Source organism: Ensifer sp. EB106-03-01-XG145, from assembly GCF_058792075.1.
In genome coordinates, this window is the sequence record NZ_JBYTEC010000006.1 from 238,599 (window position 1) to 255,336 (window position 16,738).

A 16,738-nucleotide genomic window follows, 5' to 3' on the forward strand; every position below is an offset into this window, starting at 1 on the left:
ATGCTCACCTGTATCCTGCTTCGCCGGCCTGGTGCAGCCGGGGGCCACGCTCGACGATCGGCTCCAGCGCCTTTTCGACCGGCACGTTCGGCGCATCGTGGATCGCCGTGTAGCGGTTATCGGCGTTGTAGGCCCACTTCACCGAATTGCGCAGCACCTTCTGGACATTGGCGTCGTGATAGGTCGGGTAGGTCTCATGACCGGGGCGGAAATAGAAGATGTTGCCGGCGCCACGGCGCCAGGTGAGCCCCGAACGGAACACTTCGCCGCCGGCAAACCAGGAGATGAACACGGTTTCGAGCGGCTCGGGCACCGAGAACTGCTCGCCATACATCTCCTCGTTCTCAAGTACGAAGTTCTCGTCAAGCCCCTCGGCGATCGGATGGCGCGGGTTGATCGCCCAGACGCGCTCGCGTTCGCCTGCCTCGCGCCACTTCAGTGCGCAGGGCGTTCCCATCAGGCGCTTGAAGATCTTGGAGAAGTGGCCGGAATGCAGCACGATCAGACCCATGCCTTCCCAGACGCGCTTGGCGACCCGCTCGACGATTTCGTCGCTGACGGCGCCGTGGTCCTTGTGACCCCACCACAGAAGCACATCGGTATTGGCAAGGCGCTCGACACTCAAACCATGCTCCGGCTCCTGCAGCGTCGCCGTCGTCGCCTCGATCGCGCTTTCCGTGTTCAGCGCCGCCGCGATCGTGTTGTGCATCCCGTTCGGATAGATGCTGCGGACCACCTCGTTGGTCTGCTCGTGGACATTCTCGCCCCAAACAACTGTTCTGATAGGCACGTTCATTCTCCTTAGCGTTTGCCCTCACGGGCATGTCGTCCTGCGATTGATGGGGTCGCCAGGAATTGGCGACCCCGAAGCTCCAGGTTCGCCTGAGCTTTCAGGCAGCCCCTCTCATGGGCGCACGACCCAAAGCCAGCCCCGCCGCATCGAAGCGGTGAATGTTGTCGCCGACCGGCGAGATCTGCACTGTGTCTCCCGGCTGGTGGTGCGAGGTGCCGCCTTCCCGGACGATGACCGGTTCCGCGGCACCGATGTCGAGATAGATATAACTGTCGGATCCCAGCATCTCGGAGTGCACCACCGTCCCTGACCACCTGCCGTCGCCCGACCTGATCTCCAGATGCTCGGCCCTGATGCCGATCGTGTGGGCGTCATAGGGAGCAGCAAGAGCACCAGAGAGAAAGTTCATCTTCGGCGAACCGATGAAGCCGGCGACGAAGACCGAGTTCGGGCTCTCGTAGAGTTCGAGCGGCGTGCCAATCTGTTCGACCCGGCCATCTCGTAGCACGCAAATGCGATCAGCCAGTGTCATCGCCTCGACCTGGTCGTGGGTGACATAGATCATCGTCGTGTTGTGCATGCTGCGATGCAGTTTCGCGATCTCGATCCGGGTCGCAACCCTAAGCGCTGCATCGAGATTGGAGAGCGGCTCGTCGAAGAGAAAGACCTTGGGATCGCGTACGATCGCACGACCGATGGCGACGCGCTGGCGCTGGCCACCCGAGAGCTGCCGCGGCAGCCGCTGGAGATAGGGGGTCAGTTGCAGCATCTCCGCTGCCGCCTCGACGCGTTTCCTGCACTGCTCCTTATCCTTGCCGGCGAGTTGCATGCCGAAGGACATGTTCTCGAAGACGGTCATATGCGGGTAAAGCGCATAGGACTGAAACACCATCGCGATGCCGCGCTTGGACGGCGTCAACTGATTGACCACCTGTCCGTCGAAGGAAAGCGTGCCCGAAGAGATGTCTTCAAGCCCGGCGATCAGGCGCAGCAGCGTGGACTTGCCGCAGCCGGAAGGTCCGACGAAGACCATGAACTCGCCGGCCCGGATATCCATGCTGACGCCCTTGATCACCTCGAAGGCACCGAAGGACTTGCGGATGTTGCGCAATTGAAGCTCTGCCATGTTTTTTCCCTTTATCCTTTGACGCCGCCGGCCGTGAGCCCGGATATGATCCGCCGCTGAAAGATCAGCACGAGGATAACCAGTGGCACGGTGACGATGATCGATGCGGCCATGATGTTGCCCCAAGGGACTTCGTACTCACTGCTGCCGGACAACAGCGCGATCGCGACCGGCACGGTGCGCTGGCTGTCTGATGACGTGAAGGTCAGCGCGAACAGGAACTCGTTCCAAGCGGCGATGAAGGCGAGCAGCCCCGTCGTCACCAGTGCCGGCCACATCAGCGGCATGAACACGCGCGTGATGATCACCCAGGGCGTCGCACCATCGACGATCGCCGCCTCCTCGATCTCGACCGGCAGATCGCGCATGAAGGTGGTCAGCACCCAGACGGTGAAGGGCAGCGTGAAGATCATGTAGGAAAAGATCAGCGCCAGGGGGGTGTTGAAGATGCCGACGGCGCGGATCAACTCGAACAGGCCGGCAAGCACCGCAATCTGCGGAAACATCGACACCGACAGGATCGTCAGGAGCAGAAGTCCGCGGCCGCGGAACCGCACCCGCGCCAAGGCATAGGCGGCTGTAACCGCAAGCAGCAGCGACACCGCGACGACAACAGTCGCAACCATCAGCGAATTGGCAAGGTTGCGCAGGAAGCCGCTGCTCGTGACGATACCTGCATAGTTGTCGAAGGATATTTCCGTCGGCCAGTAATCGACCCGGAACAATGCCGTTCCGGATTTGAAGCTCGTCAGCACCGCGTAGTAGAACGGGAACACGGCCATGATGATGATGGCAGCGACAAGGGCGTAGAACGCCGTGCGCTTGGCAAGGGTGGCAACCATCAGCGCTCTCCCTCAAGATTGACGCGGCCGAACCACATGTAGGCGACGGTGATCGCCGCAATGATCAGGAACAGCATCGTCGAGGCGGTGGCGCCATAGGCGAACTTGTCGAAGTCGAACAGGTTCTCGCGCGCCAGCACCGACATCGTCTTGGTCTGGGCGTTGTTGGGCGTCAGCACGTAAATGAGATCGAAGATGCGCAGCGCATCAAGCATGCGGAAGATCACGGCGACCATCAGCGCTGGCCGGATCAACGGCAGCGTCAGCCGCCAGAAGACCTTCAGCGGATGCACGCCGTCGATCTTGGCCGCCTCGTAAATATCCGTTGGCACCATCTGCAGGCCGGCAAGGATGAGCAGCGCCATGAACGGCGTCGTCTTCCAGACGTCGACGATCAGCACCGCGACCATCGCGGTCTCCGGATTGGCCGTCCAGGCGATCTTCTGGCTGATCAGGCCGAGGCCGAGCAAAAGATCGTTGAGAATGCCGAACTGGTCGTTGAGCATCCAGGCCCACATCTTGGCGGAAACGATGGTCGGGATTGCCCAGGGAATGAGGATCGCGGCGCGCACCAGCCCGCGGCCCGGGAAATGGGCGTTCAGCACCAGAGCAACGATCAGGCCGAGCACCGTCTCGATGGTGACGGAGACGGCGGAAAACTTCAGCGTGTTCCAGACGGCATTCCACCAGGCCGGATCGGCAAGCAGCCCGTTATAGACCGTGCGCCCGCTCTTCAGCGTGATCCAGCTCAGATAATTCTTGAAGCCGACGAACTCGGCACCCTCGAGGTTGGTCAGCGACGCGTTGGTGAAGCTGAAATAGACGGTGCGTATGAGCGGCCACCCGGCGACGAGCGCGAGCACCAGCAAGGTCGGCGCGAGAAAGATCCAGGCGGAGCGAATGCGGCTGGCGTTGAGGTCGGAACGGATCCCTGCCTGTTGTCCGAGGACGGAAGGGGGATCTGCGAGTGAAAGATCGGTCATTGTCTTGGCTCACTCTTGCCATTCGGCGCGCGGCCGAGCGGTTGGCCCGAGAGGAACGACGCCACCAGGCAATTCCAGGAAAGTGTGAAGCGTTTTCCCATCCAGAATTGCTTGCTTTCAAAGCACTTGTTCAGAGCGCTGGGCGTCGTCGGCGATTGCTCGGTGGAGCGAGGGAAGGCCCGGAGGCGCTCCCCTCGCCCCCGGGAGGATTACCAGCTATCGCCCTTCATCTCGGTGAGCTCGACTTCGAGCAGTTCCAGGTTTTCCGCAGCCGTGCCGTTGCCGGAGAGCGAGTTATGGACCGCATTCCAGAACTTGGCCGAAACCTCGTTGTACTTGACCTTGGTGACCGCCGACGGGCGCGGCACGGCGCTCTCGAAGATCGGCTTCCATGCCGGCATGAACGGCTGGGCCTTGGCGACCTCCGCGTCGTCGTAGAGTGCGGCAATCGTCGGCAGATTGGAGAGCTCGATCGCTCGGCGCTTCTGCACCTCTGCCGAGGAGAGGAATTTGGCAAGCGCGATCGCTGCTTCCTGGTCGTCGGAATATTTGGAGACGGCGACGTTCCAGCCGCCGAGCGTCGAGGACGGCTGATCGCCATCGGTCGCCGTCGGCAGCGGCGTCACGGCAAACTTGCCTTTCACCGCGCTGTCGTCGCCATTGCCGAGCGCATAGGCATAGGGCCAATTGCGCATGAAGACGGCGTTGCCGGTCTGCCAGACGCCGCGTGATTCCTCTTCCTGATAGGCGAGCACGCCCTGCGGCGAAATCGTGCCGACCCACCCCTTGATGCGGTCGATAGCTGCGGCCGCCTTCTCGTTGTTGATCGAGATCGTGCCATCGGGCTCGACGATCTGGCCGCCGCCGGACGATTTGATCCATTCGAGCGCATTGCAGGTCAGCCCTTCATAGGCGTTGCCCTGGAAGACGTAGCCCCAGAGGTCGGCCTGGCCGGAGGCACGTTCCTTCTCCTGGATTTCCTTGGCGGTCGTCGCCAGTTCATCCCAGGTCTTCGGCGGCGCCTTGCCGTACTTTTCCAGGAGGTCTTTGCGATAGAAGAGCGCCGGCGCATCGGTGAAAGCAGGCAGGGCCACGAGACGGCCGTTGACCGTCTGCGAGGCGATGATCGACGGGAAGTGCTGTCCGGCGACATCCTTCGCCGCCTCCGTCAAGTCGACGAACTGGTCGGCAAGCTGCGGCGCCCAGACGACGTCGGTCTGGTAGACGTCCACATCCTTGTTTCCGGCGGCGAGCCATAGACGGTACTGGCTGAACTGCTCGCTGCTCGACGGCGGCATGGTGACCAGGCTCACCTTGTGCCCCGTCTGCTTCTCGAAGATGGCGAGCTGCTCGCGGATGAAATTGACGTTCTTGCCGGTCGTGTTGGCGGCGAGCGAGAGCTCGGCGGCGCTGGCCGTTCCGGCTGCAACGATTGCGGCACAAAAACTCAGGGCATTGAGCATGGTTGTCATTGGGTCGACTCCTCCTGTTCCCCCTCCACCGCACGAAAGCTCCTCAGCAAATTCGAAAGCGGTTTGGATTGAAAAAAGTTGGCAGAAGACGGAAAAACTGTCAATCCATGGATCAGAAAAAGTCGTTCGGCCGTGAATAATTTAAAATAATTATTTAATTTCAATATTATAACGGATGAGGAGAAATTTCACCCGCACCTAACAACAACCCATAAAATCAAAGGGGAACTGCATTAATTTAAAACGGTTTGGTAAAATTCCATCGTGGTTCGAGGCGCTGCATGCACGCGACAAACCGATTGTTACCGGCAACGAAGGTGTATACTTCTGGGACCGGGCTAGGCTGAGGAAACGCATACCGAATGAAACTGAGGGAGTTCGCACAACAACTGGGCCTTTCGCCGACCACCGTCAGCCGAGCGCTGAGCGGCTATCCCGAGGTCAGCGAAAAGACGCGCAAGCGCGTGGCCGAAGAGGCAACTCGCCTTGGCTATCGTCCGAACATCAATGCCGTGAGGCTCGCTACCGGTCGCGCCGGTGCGATCGGCGTCGTCATGGGGCGCTCCGGCGAATTCCATTTCTCCGAATTCATGGGCGGCCTGGCCGAGCGGCTCGGCACCGAGGACATCGACATCCTCGTCAGCCCGATGGATGACAAGAACCCTACGGGCGAAATCCAGCTTTACAGCCGGCTCGCCGTCAGCGGCCGCGTCGACGCCGTGATCGTGCATTCTCCCGAGCCGAACGACGAACGCATCGCCCTCCTGCACAAGCTCGGCATGCCCTTTCTCGTCCACGGTCGATCCGATATCGACGTGCCGCATGCGTGGCTCGATATCGACAATGAGGGCGCCATCCGCCGCGCGACCTCGCATCTCATCGATCTCGGCCATCGCCGCATCGCCATGATCAACGGCCGGCAAGGACGCACCTTCTCGCTTCACCGCGACAAGGGCTACCGCGACGCGCTCCAGGCGCGCGGGCTCCCGTTCGATCCGCGCCTCGTTGCCCACGGCAACTTCACCGACGAACTCGGCTTCCGCTTCGCACGCTCCTTCCTGGAACAAACGCCGCGGCCGACGGCCTTCGTCGCAGGCTCGATGATGACGGCCCTCGGCATCTATCGGGCGGCGCGGTCCATAGGCCTGGAAATCGGTCGCGAAGTCTCGGTCATCGCCCATGATGACGTGTTCCCCTACCTGACGGCGGAAAACATGGTGCCGTCGCTCTCGGCGACGCGCTCTTCGATGCGCGCGGCCGGCGCACGCTCGGCCGATCTCGTGCTGCAGCTTCTCTCGGGCAGGCCGACCGAAGAGGTTCACGAACTCTGGCCGGTGGAACTGATCCTGCGGGAATCGACCGCACCCCCGCCAGAGGGCGCCTGAGGACTGGCCGCCGACCGCCTCAATGGAAGGTGGACTTGGAGAACAGGTTGAGCACAACCACGCCGGATATGATGAGGCCCAGCCCCAGGATCGCCGCCAGGTCGAGTTTCTGCCCAAAGGCGAAGTAACCGACGAGCGAAATCAAGACGATGCCGAGCCCGCTCCAGACCGCATAGGCGATGCCAACAGGGATGAAGCGCAGCGTATAGGACAGGAAGAAAAAGGCGATCGCGTAGCAGACGACCATGATCACCGTCGGCCCCAGCCGGGTGAAGTGCTGGGCCGCCTGCATCGCCGAGGTGCCGAGCACTTCAAAGACGATCGCTGCAACCAGGACGGTGTAGAGCATGGCGGGGTTCATGACGGACTCCATCCGGGTTACTGCGCCGAAAGCGCTTTGAGGTTTTCAACAAGGCCGACCCGCGCCGCCGCATCGAGATCGTGGCTCTGCATCAGATCCGCCAGCCAGACGCCGTCGCAGGCAAAGCGGGCAAGCACGCAGCCGGTCGAGGCGTCCGTTTCTGCGAACTCCGTTGATCGCCGGCGGACCCAGTCGCGCCAGCGGCTCTTCAGATGCGGCTCGGCAATGAGGGCGATCGTCAGCATGCGCCAGCCCGGTACGTCGGTCGCCGGGTCGAGCGCGAAGCAGACGTCGATATAGGCACGGGTAAAGCGCCCCTTCGCCACCGGATCGTGCGCCATCGCCGCCTCGATCTCACGATCGAACCGCGTCACCAGGTCGTCGAACAGGCCGTCGAGCAAAGCGAGCTTGTTCGGGAAGTGGTGCAGCAGCCCACCCTTGCTGACGCCCGCCGCCTGCGACACGGCGTCGAGCGTGATGCCCGCAACGCCTTGCTCATGCGAAAGGCGTGCGGCAACCTCCAACAATTGCTGGCGCACCTGTTCCGGCTGTTTCTTGCGACGATGAGCTTCGGTCATGCTCCATAAAGATACCGTCTGGACGGTTTGTCAAGAGGGAACTTGGTCGACCGCGATGAAACGCCGCAAACCGGTGCTCTGAAAATCGTTGTCCGCCCCGTCGCCGCACGCTAGGACCGCAGGGAATGAAGGACGCGAGCATGGCGGAAACGGAAACCACGACCCTCTACGAAGCGATCGGCGGCGACCCGACAGTTCGCGCGCTGACCCGCCGCTTCTACGAGTTGATGGACACGCTGCCGGAAGCGGCACGATGCCGCGCCGTGCATCCGCCCGACCTTTCGGGCAGTGAAGAGAAATTCTACGAGTACCTGACCGGCTGGCTTGGCGGACCGCCTATTTATGTCGAGAAGCGCGGCCATCCGATGCTGCGCCGCCGCCATTTCGTCGCTGAGATCGGCCCCGAGGAGCGTGACGAATGGCTGCTCTGCTTTACCCGAGCGCTTGAAGAAGCGATCGCCCATCCGAAGCTGAGGCAGATCATTCTCGACCCGATCACCCGCCTCGCCCTTCATATGCAGAACAAGGAATAGCCGTGATGTCGCACAGCGGATTTCGCGCAACGACGCTTTTTGTTGCCGGTTTGATGGGCCTGACCGGCGTTGTCAGCGCGGCCGCCGCTTCGCACGGCGACGATCCAAGATTGCTCGCCGGCATTTCCGCGATGTGCCTGGCGCATGCCCCGGCCTTGATCGCGCTCTACGCAGCCTGGCCGAGCTTTCGCACGGCGGCCGCCGCGGCCTTGCTGATTGCAGTTGGAACGGCGCTGTTCTCGGCGGATCTCGCCATGCGCCACATCTCGGGTCACGGCCTGTTCCCGATGTCCGCTCCGCTCGGCGGCACGACGATCATGGCGGGCTGGCTTGCCGTTTCCCTCGGCGCCTTCCTGCCGCGAAAGACAGCCTGAGAAAAAAATTCACCTCCCGAATGGACCCATTTGGGAGGTAAATGGCATGTAAAATCAAAACATTACGCGGCAGATCGCGCGCGAGGCCGCCTGATCAGGCGCCTTCGACTGCCGAAAAACCTTCGAACTTCGGCGGACCGAGATACATCGCCTTGTTCTCGCCGGCATTCCTGTGCGCCGCGCGAAAATTCTCCGACTTCGTCCAGGCTGAAAACGAATCCCTGTCCTTCCAGACCGAATTCGAAACGAAGAGTGTGTAGCCCTCCTCCGGCACGCTGTCGCCGCGCAGCAGGTGGAAGGAAACGAAACCGGGCATCTCAGACAGGCTGGAATCGCGCCCTTTCCACACGGCCTCGAAGGCCTCTTCATGGCCGATGGCGATACGGAAACGATTCATGGCTACGAACATCATGCTCTCCTACAGCGACCTTTGAACTACTGCATAATTCCGGACGGAAAACCGCTTCGCACTTTTCCTGGAGCTGCTCTTAGGCGCTTTCCCTCTTGCGGGCGGCATCGTTTGCAGCCCGCGGAAAGGCGAGAATAGTTCCTTCCTTCGGCTCTGCAAGACCGAGAGGGTCGCGAACCGGCGGGCGCGTCTGCCAGGTTGGAAACTCGGCGACGTTGGCGTCGTCCAGCATGCGCGCGCGGCGCGTCAGGATCTCGTAGAGTTCAGGCACCAGGCCATCGCCATGCTGCGCCGCCAGCTTGTGCAGACCGATCATCATGCACAGGTCAGGACGTTCTTCGTTCATTGCAAACTCTCGTCTTGTCTTGGGAGGGTTACCGCTCGTCGCGGCTGGCGGTGAGGTCCTGAAGTGCCCGCTCCAGGCTCGATTTCGAGCCGTTGCGCAGCGGCACGAAGGCCTTGCCCCACTTCTTGCAGCCGGTCTTCACGCGAAGACACGCGTCATGGCTGATGCAGTCTATCGGGCAGAAGACGCAGTCGACCGACGGCAGCACCCGGTCGATACGGGAAACGGCTTCGCGCAGGCCGCCATCATGGTGAAGCAGCTCGGCGCCAAACGAGCTGGCGATTTCGCGTAAGTGCGCCACCTGACAATCGCGGCCGCCGACATAGAGAAAACTGCGCCCTTCGAGCGTTGCCTTGCCGGCCTCCTGGCGGGCTTCGGTCGGTTCTGAACCCGAACGACCCTTGCCATTCTTCGCCGCATTCTGGTGACGCTTGCCGCGCATGCAATCCTCTCCGCCTGATCGTGCGACAAGGGCCTTCACAGGCAGCCGGTCGCATCGGGACATCATCTCGACACACACCCTTAGGCTGCGTGACGAGCGCAACCTATTAAACTTGATAAACGGAGTAAAGTATAAACATGAGTTTTTTCATCATATTTTTTCAACCAAATCCCGGCCCGCACAAATGAGCATACGGAACGGCGCCCGCCTCAGCGGACGCTGGCAACCATCGGAACGATGAAGGATTTGGAGCTCGGCCCCCCGGCAGGAAAGGCCGGGAACGGCGCCGCATTGCGCACGGCATCGACGGCTGCGTCGTCGATGGCGGGAGAACCTGAGCTGCCGGCGACGTTTACCCGCGTCAATTCACCGTTGGCGGTCAATGTGAAGCGGACGGTCGCCGTGCCGGAAACGCCTTCGCGCCTTGCCGAAGACGGCACCTTGAATCTCCGCATGATCTTCCTGCGGACCTTGCCGTCATAATTTTCCATATTGGCATTGCCGACCTCGGATGCGCGGCTATTGCCGGTCGCGGCTGCGAAACTGCCGTTTTCCTGGCCGTCCTGCTTGCCCTTGACCTGGTTCTGCGCCTGCTCGCCCTTGTCACCCGTCTTCTTGCGGGTCACTTTCTTCTTCTTGACCGGCTCCTTCTTCGGTTCCGGCTTTTCAACCTTCTCCTTCTTGGGCTCTTCGATCTCGGGCTTTTCTTCAGGCACCACGGTTTCGACCGGCGCAACACTCGCCGTCACGACGGCCTCGGCGACCTGAAGGGTCGGCATCTCTTCAGCCGGCAAAATCACGTCTGCCTCGGTCGCGGTCAGATCATGCGGCTGTTTGGCAACGATTTCCTGAGTTGTCGACGTGAGATCTTCGACGGGCGATATCTCCTCCGGCTTGACCTCATCCGGAACGTCCTCGGTCGGCTCGACGATCTCCGCAGGATCGCCGGATTGTAGCGACTCTTCAAAGGCATCGCCAAGGATCGCGACCTCGGTCGCCTCTCCGCCGAGCATGAGGGCATGCTCTTTTTCCGGCGGCCCTGGGCCAAACAAGGTAGCAAGCACGACGCCATGCGTTGCAAGCGAGATGATGGCGGCCCCAGCCCAGATGACGATACGCTTCATTACAGCCTTACCTTCGCCGCACCGGGCGGCGCAAACTTCACGCTCCGAAGGAGCGGCCTCACTTAGCCCTTGAGTTCCACCGCCGATTTCGAGCCGGTCTTGATCCCGCTCATGCAGGCGCCGGGCTGCACGCCGTTGCCGACGCAGGCCGGCGCATCATTGATCAACAGGCTCTTCACCGCATCGCAGTTGGTGCCGGGGAGATCAAACTGGCGAACCTTGGTCTTGCCGGCGGGCAGATCGCGGAAGTCAAGCACGGCCATGCGCTCGACGAGGCCCTTCTGGTCGAAGATCACGAACTCGAAGGAAACCTTGCTCAGCGACTGCGCAAGCGCGTTGCCGGCGACGAAGGTGAGCTTGCAACCCTTCTGCGACGGCGCAACGTCGTTCAACTCGATCGTCAGCCCGGCGGTGGGCACAGCCTCCTGGGCGTTGACACTGCCCGCAGCGATAAGGGCCGCAAGAGCAGCGGAAACAACTGGAAGGCTGGAAAACTTCATATCGACATCACCCCAAAGGTTGCAGCGAACCACCGAACGAGACCCGCACGCCCTTGTCCACAAGCCGGCAATAACTAACTTGAGTGCAGAAGTCCGGTATTGCGTCCATAAATAAATATGAGTAATGAAGTCAAGATAGTAAACGAATTGCACGGCAGGAAATGCTGGAAAAACAGCGCGGCCTGCCCTCTCGAAACGGCCAAACGCAGTGACCAACGACAGTGACCTTGCACGCCCATCCGAGCCGCCGATCCAGGCCGGGCGCGCGCAGCGGATTATCGAAAGTCGCGAACTTTTCGGCAGCGAAAACGAGATCCTCATTTCCCACGACGGCGCGATCTACCGCATGAAGATCACCCGCCAAGGCAAACTGATCCTGAACAAATAGGCAGATGAAAATGACCGAGAGCCTCCGCCCCACTCCTTCCGAGATCCGCGCCTACCGCGCAGAAAACCCGAAGATGCGCGAGCGTGATATCGCAGCCCAGCTCGGTGTTTCCGAAGCCGCTCTCGTTGCTGCCGAATATGGGCTGACCGCCGTGCGCATCGATGCCGACGCCAACCGCTTCCTGTCGCGCGTCGAGGAACTCGGCGAAGTCATGGCGCTGACCCGCAACGAAAGCGCGGTCCACGAGAAGATCGGCGTTTACGAGAAGATCACCACCGGCGAGATGGCGAGCATCGTGCTCGGCGAGCAGATCGACCTCCGGGTCTTCCCGAGCGCCTGGGCACACGCTTTCGCCGTGACGAAGACCGACGATCAGGGTGAAGCCCGCAAGAGCCTGCAGTTCTTCGACAAGTGGGGCAATGCCGTGCACAAGGTGCATCTGCGCCCGGAATCGGATGTTGCGGCCTATGACAAGATCGTCTCGGACTTCCGCCTTGCCGACCAGACGCAGGACTTCAGCGCCGACGTGAGCGTGCCGGCAGCCGACGACAAGCCGGAAACCGTGGTCGATGTCGTCGAACTGCGCGACCGCTGGACGAAGATGACGGACACGCACCAGTTCCACGGCATGCTGCGCAAGCTGAAGATCGGCCGTCGCCAGGCGCTCAGCAACATCGGCGAGGATTTCGCCTGGCAGCTCGACCCCTCCAGCATCGAAGCGATGATGCGCGCGAGCGCCGAAATCGAACTGCCGATCATGTGCTTTGTCGGCAACCGCGGCATGATCCAGATCCATTCCGGTCCGATTGCCAAGATCGCGCCGATGGGCCCGTGGCTGAACGTCATGGACCCGACTTTCCATCTGCATCTGCGCACCGATCACATCGCCGAACTCTGGGCCGTACGCAAGCCGACGGCCGACGGCCATGTCACTTCGATCGAGGCGCTCGACGCCAAGGGCGAGATGATCATCCAGTTCTTCGGCAAGCGGAAAGAGGGTCTCGCGGAACGGCCGGAATGGCGCTCCATCGCCGAAGGCCTGCCGCGTCTCGACACGACTGTCGCCGCCTGAGGACAGGATAGGACACTCAGATGATCAAGGGTCTCGACTTCCGTCGCCTTCGCCGCTGGGAACTGGCGCTCGCCGCCTTCGCGCTTTCGGCTCCCTTCCTGTTGCCAGCGGTGGCACCCGGTGCCCCCTCCTTCATCCGGCCGGCGATGGCCGAGGACATGCAGAAGGCCGACGTCTCGCGCGTCGTATCGGTCGGCGGAGCGATAACCGAGATCATCTATGCGCTCGGCGAGGAAGGTCGCCTCGTCGGTCGCGATTCCACCAGCACCTATCCGGAAGCGGCAAAGGCGCTGCCGGATGTCGGCTACATGCGCCAGCTCGCACCGGAAGGCATCATCGCTGCCAACCCGAGCGCAATCATCGCCGTCGAAGGCAGCGGTCCGCCGGAGGCGTTGGCGGTGCTAAAGGAAGCGAACATCGCCTTTACCAGCGTGCCCGAGGCCTTTGACAAGGCCGGCATCCCCGCCAAGATCCGTGCGGTCGGCACCTTCCTCGGTGTCGAGGAAAAGGCCGAAACCCTGGCAAAGAGCGTCGAAGCCGATCTCGATGCGGCAGTCTCCGAGAATGCCGCCCGTCCGGAAGCCGAACGCAAGCGTGTGCTCTTCATCCTGAGCACGCAGGGCGGCAAGGTCATGGCATCGGGACAGGGAACCGCGGCCAACGGCATCATCGAGCTCTCGGGCGCCATCAACGCGGTCGGCACCTTCCCCGGCTACAAGGCCCTGACCGACGAGGCGATAATCGAGGCCAAGCCAGATGTCGTCCTGATGATGGACCGCGGCGGCGAACATTCCGCCGAGGCGGACGAACTCTTCGCCCTGCCGGCGCTCAGCCTTACCCCTGCCGCCAAGAACAAGGCGCTGATCCGCATGGACGGCCTGCACCTGCTCGGCTTCGGCCCGCGCACCGCAAGCGCCGTCCGCGAACTGAATGCCGCAATCTACGGGAAGAAGGCCAATGCCTCGCAGTGAGGCATTGGCCCGCGGCATGCGCCTGACCGCTTTTGCCGCCGATATCCGCAACGAGTGGCGCTCGGGCAACCGGTCCCGGCTGGCACGTCTCGTCATCGTCGCCCTCATCGCGCTTGCGGTCGCGACCTTCGTCGGCTCGATCATGACCGGTGCCGCCGATGCATCGCTCGCCAACGTCTGGCGCTGGCTGATGGGTGAGGCCGATCAGGCCCTGAGCATCCGCGACCGCATCATCATTCTCGATATCCGCCTGCCGCGCGCCGTGCTCGGCATGCTCGTCGGCGCTTCGCTCGCGGTTTCCGGCGTCGTCATGCAGGGCCTTTTCCGCAATCCGCTGGCCGATCCCGGCCTCGTCGGTGTGTCCTCAGGCGCGAGCCTCGGCGCCGTGCTGCTGATCGTGCTTGGAACCGCCGCCTTCGGGCCGCTCTTCGCGCTGTTCGGCTTCTATGCGTTGCCGGTAGCAGCCTTCGTCGGCGGCCTCGTCACGACGCTGCTGCTCTACCGTATCGCCACCCGCGGCGGCCAGACGTCGATTGCCACGCTGCTGCTTGCCGGCATTGCGCTCGGCGCGCTGACCGGTGCGGTCACCGGCGTTCTCGTCTTCAGAGCCGACGACAAGCAATTGCGCGACCTGACCTTCTGGGGGCTCGGTTCGCTCGCCGGCGCCAACTGGACAAAGATCCTGGCTGCAGCGCCGATCATCGCCGCTTCGCTCGCCGTTACCCCTTTCCTGGCGCGCGGGCTGAATGCCATCACGCTCGGCGAAGCCGCCGCCTTCCATATGGGCATTCCCGTCCAGCGGCTGAAGAACATTGCGATCGTCAGTGTCGCCGCGGCAACCGGCGCATCCGTTGCGGTCAGCGGGGGCATCGGCTTCGTCGGGATCGTGGTTCCGCACCTGCTGCGTCTCGTCATCGGCCCCGATCATCGCTACCTGCTGCCCGCCTCGGCGCTGCTCGGCGGCACGCTGTTGATCCTCGCCGACATGATCGCCCGCACCATTGTCTCTCCGGCGGAACTGCCGATCGGCATCGTTACCGCCTTTATCGGCGCGCCGTTCTTCCTCTGGATCCTGCTGCGCGGCCGTTCGAACATGGGACTCTGAGCGAAACCATGATCAACGTTTCCAATCTCTCCGTTCGCCTTGGCGGGCGACCTGTCATCCACGGCGTCTCGCTCGAGGCGCTGCCCGGCGCACTGACCGCCATCGTCGGCCCGAACGGCTCCGGCAAGACCACGACGCTGAAGGCGATCTCCGGGGAGCTGTCGCCGTCGAGCGGAACGATCCGCATCAATGGCCGCGACCTGCGCGGGCTGAAGCCATGGGAGCTCGCGCTGATGCGCGGCGTGCTGCCCCAGTCTACGGTCATCTCCTTCCCCTTCACCGTGCGCGAGGTCGTGAGATTGGGTCTTGCCGCCGGTGCCAATGTGGATCCCGCCGTGCACGACCGGGTCACGGCCGAGGCGTTGGAAGCGGTGGATCTGGCCGGCTTTGTCGGACGCTTCTACCAGGAACTGTCAGGCGGCGAGCAGCAGCGCGTGCAGCTTGCCCGCGTCCTCTGCCAGATCACCGATCCGTTCATCGACGGCGAGCCGCGCTACCTGCTGCTCGACGAACCCGTTTCGAGCCTCGATATCCGCCACCAGCTCGGGATCATGCAGCTCGCCCGCAAGTTCTGCGAGCGCGGCGGGGGGGTCGTCGCAGTGATGCACGACCTCAACCTGACGGCCATGTTCGCTGACCGAATGGTGATGATGAAGGCCGGCAAGGTCCGCGCCAGCGGTGCACCTCGCGAGGTCCTGACCGACGAGACGATGGAAGCCGTCTTCGGCTGCCGCATGCAGGTGGGTGTCGCACCGGCGCCGCACGTTCCGTTCGTCCTGCCGCAGACAGCATCGCTCTGACGCCACGCCCGCGGATCCGGTAGATGCCTGTTGGGGCGTCCGGATTTCTCAAGCGTCAACACCAAGATTTATCGAAACAATTTCCGCACTTGTGCGTTGTTCTCCCGAAGCGCCGGCAAGGGCCTCTAGTTGTGCCCGCCGGTACCGTCAGACAGCGCCGACCGTTCGCGGCCGGCGCATGCGTGAAAGGGAGTATCCATCATGGCGCCTAGCCTCTTCTCCGGCTCGAGCTCGCGATCGACAAAAAGCAACGGCAAGCTCGCCGATATCTCCATCGAAGAACAACTGGGCGAGTTGCGCAGTGATGTGGCAACGCTCGTCGCATTGCTGGCCGATCGTGGAGCGGCCGCCTCAAAGCAGGCACGTGGCAAGGCACAGGACGCCCGTGAACAGGCCGAAGCCGGCATCAGCGAATTGCTGGCAAGCGGCGAAGACCTGCTGGCCGAACTTCGCGACCGTTATGCCGGCACAGAAAAACAGGTCCGCCACGCCATTCGCGAGCATCCCCTCGCCACGCTCGGCGCCGCCGCCCTGATTGGGCTCGCGGTGGCGGCGCTGCTTCGGCGCTGACTTGCGGTCGGTCGAACCGGACCCGCGGGCAACGGCTCGCGGTTTCGAACGAGATGAGAAAAAGCATATAGGTTTTCCGCCCGTATCCCGACCTAGCCTAAGAGGCCCTATCACGACGGGGAGTAACGCATGGGACCATTGACGGCCGCCCTGGCCAGCCTCTTGGCCGCCGATATCAGCGCCGCCGCCTCTCGTGTGAAGCGCAACGCAGCCCTATGGAGCGTCATAGGGCTGTTGCTCGTCACCGCCTATGTCTTCGCGCTAGCCGCCGCCTTTCTTTATCTCAGCGCGCGCTATTCCCCGGTCGCGGCCGCGGCTGCAATCGCCGGGGCGCTTGTCGCCACCGCGCTGGTGCTGGTTGGCATCCTCATCTCTCTGCAGAACCGTGACCGGCGGCGCCAGGAAGAACGCCGCCGTCGCACGCAAATGCAGACCAATCTGACCCTGCTCGCGGCCGCCGGCATCCTGCGCAAACAGCCGCTTCTCGCCGTCGCGACGGCTGTTGCGATCGGCGCGCTTCTCGGCGCCGGCAAGCGACGCGGACGCAAACACGACGACTGATGC

The 16,738-nt window shown here is 62.5% G+C and carries 22 protein-coding genes; 10 read left to right on the forward strand and 12 right to left on the reverse strand.

The window, feature by feature from the left end:
- Positions 1–4: 4 nt before the first annotated feature.
- The 5 genes from AC3WWH_RS17285 to AC3WWH_RS17305 all read right to left on the reverse strand — a co-directional run bounded on the left by AC3WWH_RS17285 (position 5) and on the right by AC3WWH_RS17305 (position 5,216).
- On the reverse strand, positions 5–796 hold the full coding sequence (locus tag AC3WWH_RS17285) for a ThuA domain-containing protein (protein ID WP_492377121.1): 792 nt from the start codon (positions 794–796) through the stop codon (positions 5–7).
- Positions 797–890: 94 nt separating this feature from the next.
- On the reverse strand, positions 891–1,919 hold the full coding sequence (locus AC3WWH_RS17290; RefSeq protein ID WP_057249088.1) for an ABC transporter ATP-binding protein: 1,029 nt from the start codon (positions 1,917–1,919) through the stop codon (positions 891–893).
- An 11-nt stretch (positions 1,920–1,930) separates the two neighbouring features.
- On the reverse strand, positions 1,931–2,761 hold the full coding sequence (locus tag AC3WWH_RS17295; RefSeq protein ID WP_058320797.1) for a carbohydrate ABC transporter permease: 831 nt from the start codon (positions 2,759–2,761) through the stop codon (positions 1,931–1,933).
- On the reverse strand, positions 2,761–3,744 hold the full coding sequence (locus AC3WWH_RS17300) for a carbohydrate ABC transporter permease (RefSeq protein ID WP_058320796.1): 984 nt from the start codon (positions 3,742–3,744) through the stop codon (positions 2,761–2,763). The genes AC3WWH_RS17295 and AC3WWH_RS17300 overlap by 1 nt, the downstream gene beginning before the upstream one ends.
- A 209-nt stretch (positions 3,745–3,953) precedes the next feature.
- Positions 3,954–5,216, reverse strand: a complete 1,263-nt coding sequence (locus tag AC3WWH_RS17305) for an ABC transporter substrate-binding protein (protein WP_058320795.1) — start codon at positions 5,214–5,216, stop codon at positions 3,954–3,956.
- 362 nt (positions 5,217–5,578) lie between these two features.
- Here AC3WWH_RS17305 and AC3WWH_RS17310 point away from each other — a divergent pair, with 362 nt between their 5' ends.
- Complete coding sequence (locus tag AC3WWH_RS17310) at positions 5,579–6,601, forward strand: substrate-binding domain-containing protein (protein WP_058320794.1); 1,023 nt, start codon at positions 5,579–5,581, stop codon at positions 6,599–6,601.
- A 19-nt stretch (positions 6,602–6,620) separates the two neighbouring features.
- On the opposite strand, the gene AC3WWH_RS17315 is transcribed toward AC3WWH_RS17310, so the two are convergent.
- Positions 6,621–6,962 (reverse strand): DMT family transporter, encoded by a 342-nt coding sequence (locus AC3WWH_RS17315; protein WP_058320832.1) that lies wholly within the window; start codon positions 6,960–6,962, stop codon positions 6,621–6,623.
- A gap of 17 nt (positions 6,963–6,979) precedes the next feature.
- Positions 6,980–7,540, reverse strand: a complete 561-nt coding sequence (locus AC3WWH_RS17320) for a TetR/AcrR family transcriptional regulator (protein ID WP_058320793.1) — start codon at positions 7,538–7,540, stop codon at positions 6,980–6,982.
- A 140-nt stretch (positions 7,541–7,680) separates the two neighbouring features.
- Between AC3WWH_RS17320 and AC3WWH_RS17325 the strand changes: the two genes are divergently transcribed.
- Together AC3WWH_RS17325 and AC3WWH_RS17330 are read left to right on the forward strand one after the other, a co-directional pair.
- Positions 7,681–8,073 (forward strand): globin domain-containing protein, encoded by a 393-nt coding sequence (locus AC3WWH_RS17325; protein ID WP_057249082.1) that lies wholly within the window; start codon positions 7,681–7,683, stop codon positions 8,071–8,073.
- Between the two features lie 5 nt (positions 8,074–8,078).
- Entirely contained in the window at positions 8,079–8,447 is a 369-nt protein-coding gene (locus AC3WWH_RS17330; protein WP_058320792.1) for a DUF423 domain-containing protein, read from the forward strand.
- 94 nt (positions 8,448–8,541) lie between these two features.
- On the opposite strand, the gene hmuQ is transcribed toward AC3WWH_RS17330, so the two are convergent.
- From hmuQ to AC3WWH_RS17355, 5 genes are all read right to left on the reverse strand, one after another.
- Positions 8,542–8,856, reverse strand: coding sequence for a heme-degrading protein HmuQ (gene hmuQ, locus AC3WWH_RS17335; RefSeq protein WP_057249080.1), 315 nt, complete (start codon positions 8,854–8,856; stop codon positions 8,542–8,544).
- Positions 8,857–8,935: 79 nt separating this feature from the next.
- Entirely contained in the window at positions 8,936–9,202 is a 267-nt protein-coding gene (locus tag AC3WWH_RS17340; protein ID WP_057249079.1) for a hypothetical protein, read from the reverse strand.
- 28 nt (positions 9,203–9,230) lie between these two features.
- Positions 9,231–9,644, reverse strand: a complete 414-nt coding sequence (locus AC3WWH_RS17345; RefSeq protein WP_057249078.1) for a DUF2325 domain-containing protein — start codon at positions 9,642–9,644, stop codon at positions 9,231–9,233.
- A gap of 209 nt (positions 9,645–9,853) precedes the next feature.
- Positions 9,854–10,768, reverse strand: a complete 915-nt coding sequence (gene tolA, locus AC3WWH_RS17350; protein WP_058320791.1) for a cell envelope integrity protein TolA — start codon at positions 10,766–10,768, stop codon at positions 9,854–9,856.
- Between the two features lie 62 nt (positions 10,769–10,830).
- Positions 10,831–11,268: a hypothetical protein gene (locus AC3WWH_RS17355; protein ID WP_058320790.1), complete on the reverse strand. Its 438-nt coding sequence runs from the start codon at positions 11,266–11,268 to the stop codon at positions 10,831–10,833.
- Between the two features lie 208 nt (positions 11,269–11,476).
- Here AC3WWH_RS17355 and hemP point away from each other — a divergent pair, with 208 nt between their 5' ends.
- From hemP to AC3WWH_RS17390, 7 genes are all read left to right on the forward strand, one after another.
- Entirely contained in the window at positions 11,477–11,656 is a 180-nt protein-coding gene (gene hemP, locus AC3WWH_RS17360) for a hemin uptake protein HemP (RefSeq protein WP_176907420.1), read from the forward strand.
- 10 nt (positions 11,657–11,666) lie between these two features.
- Positions 11,667–12,728, forward strand: a complete 1,062-nt coding sequence (locus tag AC3WWH_RS17365) for a hemin-degrading factor (RefSeq protein ID WP_492377122.1) — start codon at positions 11,667–11,669, stop codon at positions 12,726–12,728.
- 20 nt (positions 12,729–12,748) lie between these two features.
- Positions 12,749–13,699 (forward strand): heme/hemin ABC transporter substrate-binding protein, encoded by a 951-nt coding sequence (locus tag AC3WWH_RS17370; protein WP_058320788.1) that lies wholly within the window; start codon positions 12,749–12,751, stop codon positions 13,697–13,699.
- A complete protein-coding gene (locus AC3WWH_RS17375; RefSeq protein ID WP_058320787.1) occupies positions 13,686–14,804 on the forward strand; it encodes a FecCD family ABC transporter permease in 1,119 nt (372 codons plus the stop codon). Before AC3WWH_RS17370 ends, AC3WWH_RS17375 begins: the two co-directional genes overlap by 14 nt.
- 8 nt (positions 14,805–14,812) lie before the next feature.
- Positions 14,813–15,604, forward strand: coding sequence for a heme ABC transporter ATP-binding protein (locus tag AC3WWH_RS17380; RefSeq protein ID WP_058320786.1), 792 nt, complete (start codon positions 14,813–14,815; stop codon positions 15,602–15,604).
- Positions 15,605–15,805: 201 nt separating this feature from the next.
- Positions 15,806–16,174: an ElaB/YgaM/YqjD family protein gene (locus AC3WWH_RS17385; protein ID WP_058320785.1), complete on the forward strand. Its 369-nt coding sequence runs from the start codon at positions 15,806–15,808 to the stop codon at positions 16,172–16,174.
- Positions 16,175–16,303: 129 nt separating this feature from the next.
- A complete protein-coding gene (locus AC3WWH_RS17390) occupies positions 16,304–16,735 on the forward strand; it encodes a hypothetical protein (RefSeq protein ID WP_058320784.1) in 432 nt (143 codons plus the stop codon).
- Positions 16,736–16,738 lie beyond the last annotated feature (3 nt).

What these genes read in the sequence shown, in the direction of transcription:
- AC3WWH_RS17285 (WP_492377121.1), bottom strand. Translation starts at nt 796, where the DNA reads ATGAACGTGCCTATCAGAACAGTTGTTTGGGGCGAGAATGTCCACGAG.
- AC3WWH_RS17365 (WP_492377122.1), top strand. Translation starts at nt 11,667, where the DNA reads ATGACCGAGAGCCTCCGCCCCACTCCTTCCGAGATCCGCGCCTACCGC.
- tolA (WP_058320791.1), bottom strand. Translation starts at nt 10,768, where the DNA reads ATGAAGCGTATCGTCATCTGGGCTGGGGCCGCCATCATCTCGCTTGCA.
- AC3WWH_RS17295 (WP_058320797.1), bottom strand. Translation starts at nt 2,761, where the DNA reads ATGGTTGCCACCCTTGCCAAGCGCACGGCGTTCTACGCCCTTGTCGCT.
- AC3WWH_RS17355 (WP_058320790.1), bottom strand. Translation starts at nt 11,268, where the DNA reads ATGAAGTTTTCCAGCCTTCCAGTTGTTTCCGCTGCTCTTGCGGCCCTT.
- AC3WWH_RS17385 (WP_058320785.1), top strand. Translation starts at nt 15,806, where the DNA reads ATGGCGCCTAGCCTCTTCTCCGGCTCGAGCTCGCGATCGACAAAAAGC.
- AC3WWH_RS17390 (WP_058320784.1), top strand. Translation starts at nt 16,304, where the DNA reads ATGGGACCATTGACGGCCGCCCTGGCCAGCCTCTTGGCCGCCGATATC.
- AC3WWH_RS17315 (WP_058320832.1), bottom strand. Translation starts at nt 6,962, where the DNA reads ATGAACCCCGCCATGCTCTACACCGTCCTGGTTGCAGCGATCGTCTTT.
- AC3WWH_RS17370 (WP_058320788.1), top strand. Translation starts at nt 12,749, where the DNA reads ATGATCAAGGGTCTCGACTTCCGTCGCCTTCGCCGCTGGGAACTGGCG.
- AC3WWH_RS17325 (WP_057249082.1), top strand. Translation starts at nt 7,681, where the DNA reads ATGGCGGAAACGGAAACCACGACCCTCTACGAAGCGATCGGCGGCGAC.
- AC3WWH_RS17310 (WP_058320794.1), top strand. Translation starts at nt 5,579, where the DNA reads ATGAAACTGAGGGAGTTCGCACAACAACTGGGCCTTTCGCCGACCACC.
- AC3WWH_RS17340 (WP_057249079.1), bottom strand. Translation starts at nt 9,202, where the DNA reads ATGAACGAAGAACGTCCTGACCTGTGCATGATGATCGGTCTGCACAAG.
- AC3WWH_RS17320 (WP_058320793.1), bottom strand. Translation starts at nt 7,540, where the DNA reads ATGACCGAAGCTCATCGTCGCAAGAAACAGCCGGAACAGGTGCGCCAG.
- AC3WWH_RS17300 (WP_058320796.1), bottom strand. Translation starts at nt 3,744, where the DNA reads ATGACCGATCTTTCACTCGCAGATCCCCCTTCCGTCCTCGGACAACAG.
- AC3WWH_RS17290 (WP_057249088.1), bottom strand. Translation starts at nt 1,919, where the DNA reads ATGGCAGAGCTTCAATTGCGCAACATCCGCAAGTCCTTCGGTGCCTTC.
- hmuQ (WP_057249080.1), bottom strand. Translation starts at nt 8,856, where the DNA reads ATGTTCGTAGCCATGAATCGTTTCCGTATCGCCATCGGCCATGAAGAG.
- AC3WWH_RS17375 (WP_058320787.1), top strand. Translation starts at nt 13,686, where the DNA reads ATGCCTCGCAGTGAGGCATTGGCCCGCGGCATGCGCCTGACCGCTTTT.
- AC3WWH_RS17345 (WP_057249078.1), bottom strand. Translation starts at nt 9,644, where the DNA reads ATGCGCGGCAAGCGTCACCAGAATGCGGCGAAGAATGGCAAGGGTCGT.
- AC3WWH_RS17330 (WP_058320792.1), top strand. Translation starts at nt 8,079, where the DNA reads ATGTCGCACAGCGGATTTCGCGCAACGACGCTTTTTGTTGCCGGTTTG.
- AC3WWH_RS17305 (WP_058320795.1), bottom strand. Translation starts at nt 5,216, where the DNA reads ATGACAACCATGCTCAATGCCCTGAGTTTTTGTGCCGCAATCGTTGCA.
- AC3WWH_RS17380 (WP_058320786.1), top strand. Translation starts at nt 14,813, where the DNA reads ATGATCAACGTTTCCAATCTCTCCGTTCGCCTTGGCGGGCGACCTGTC.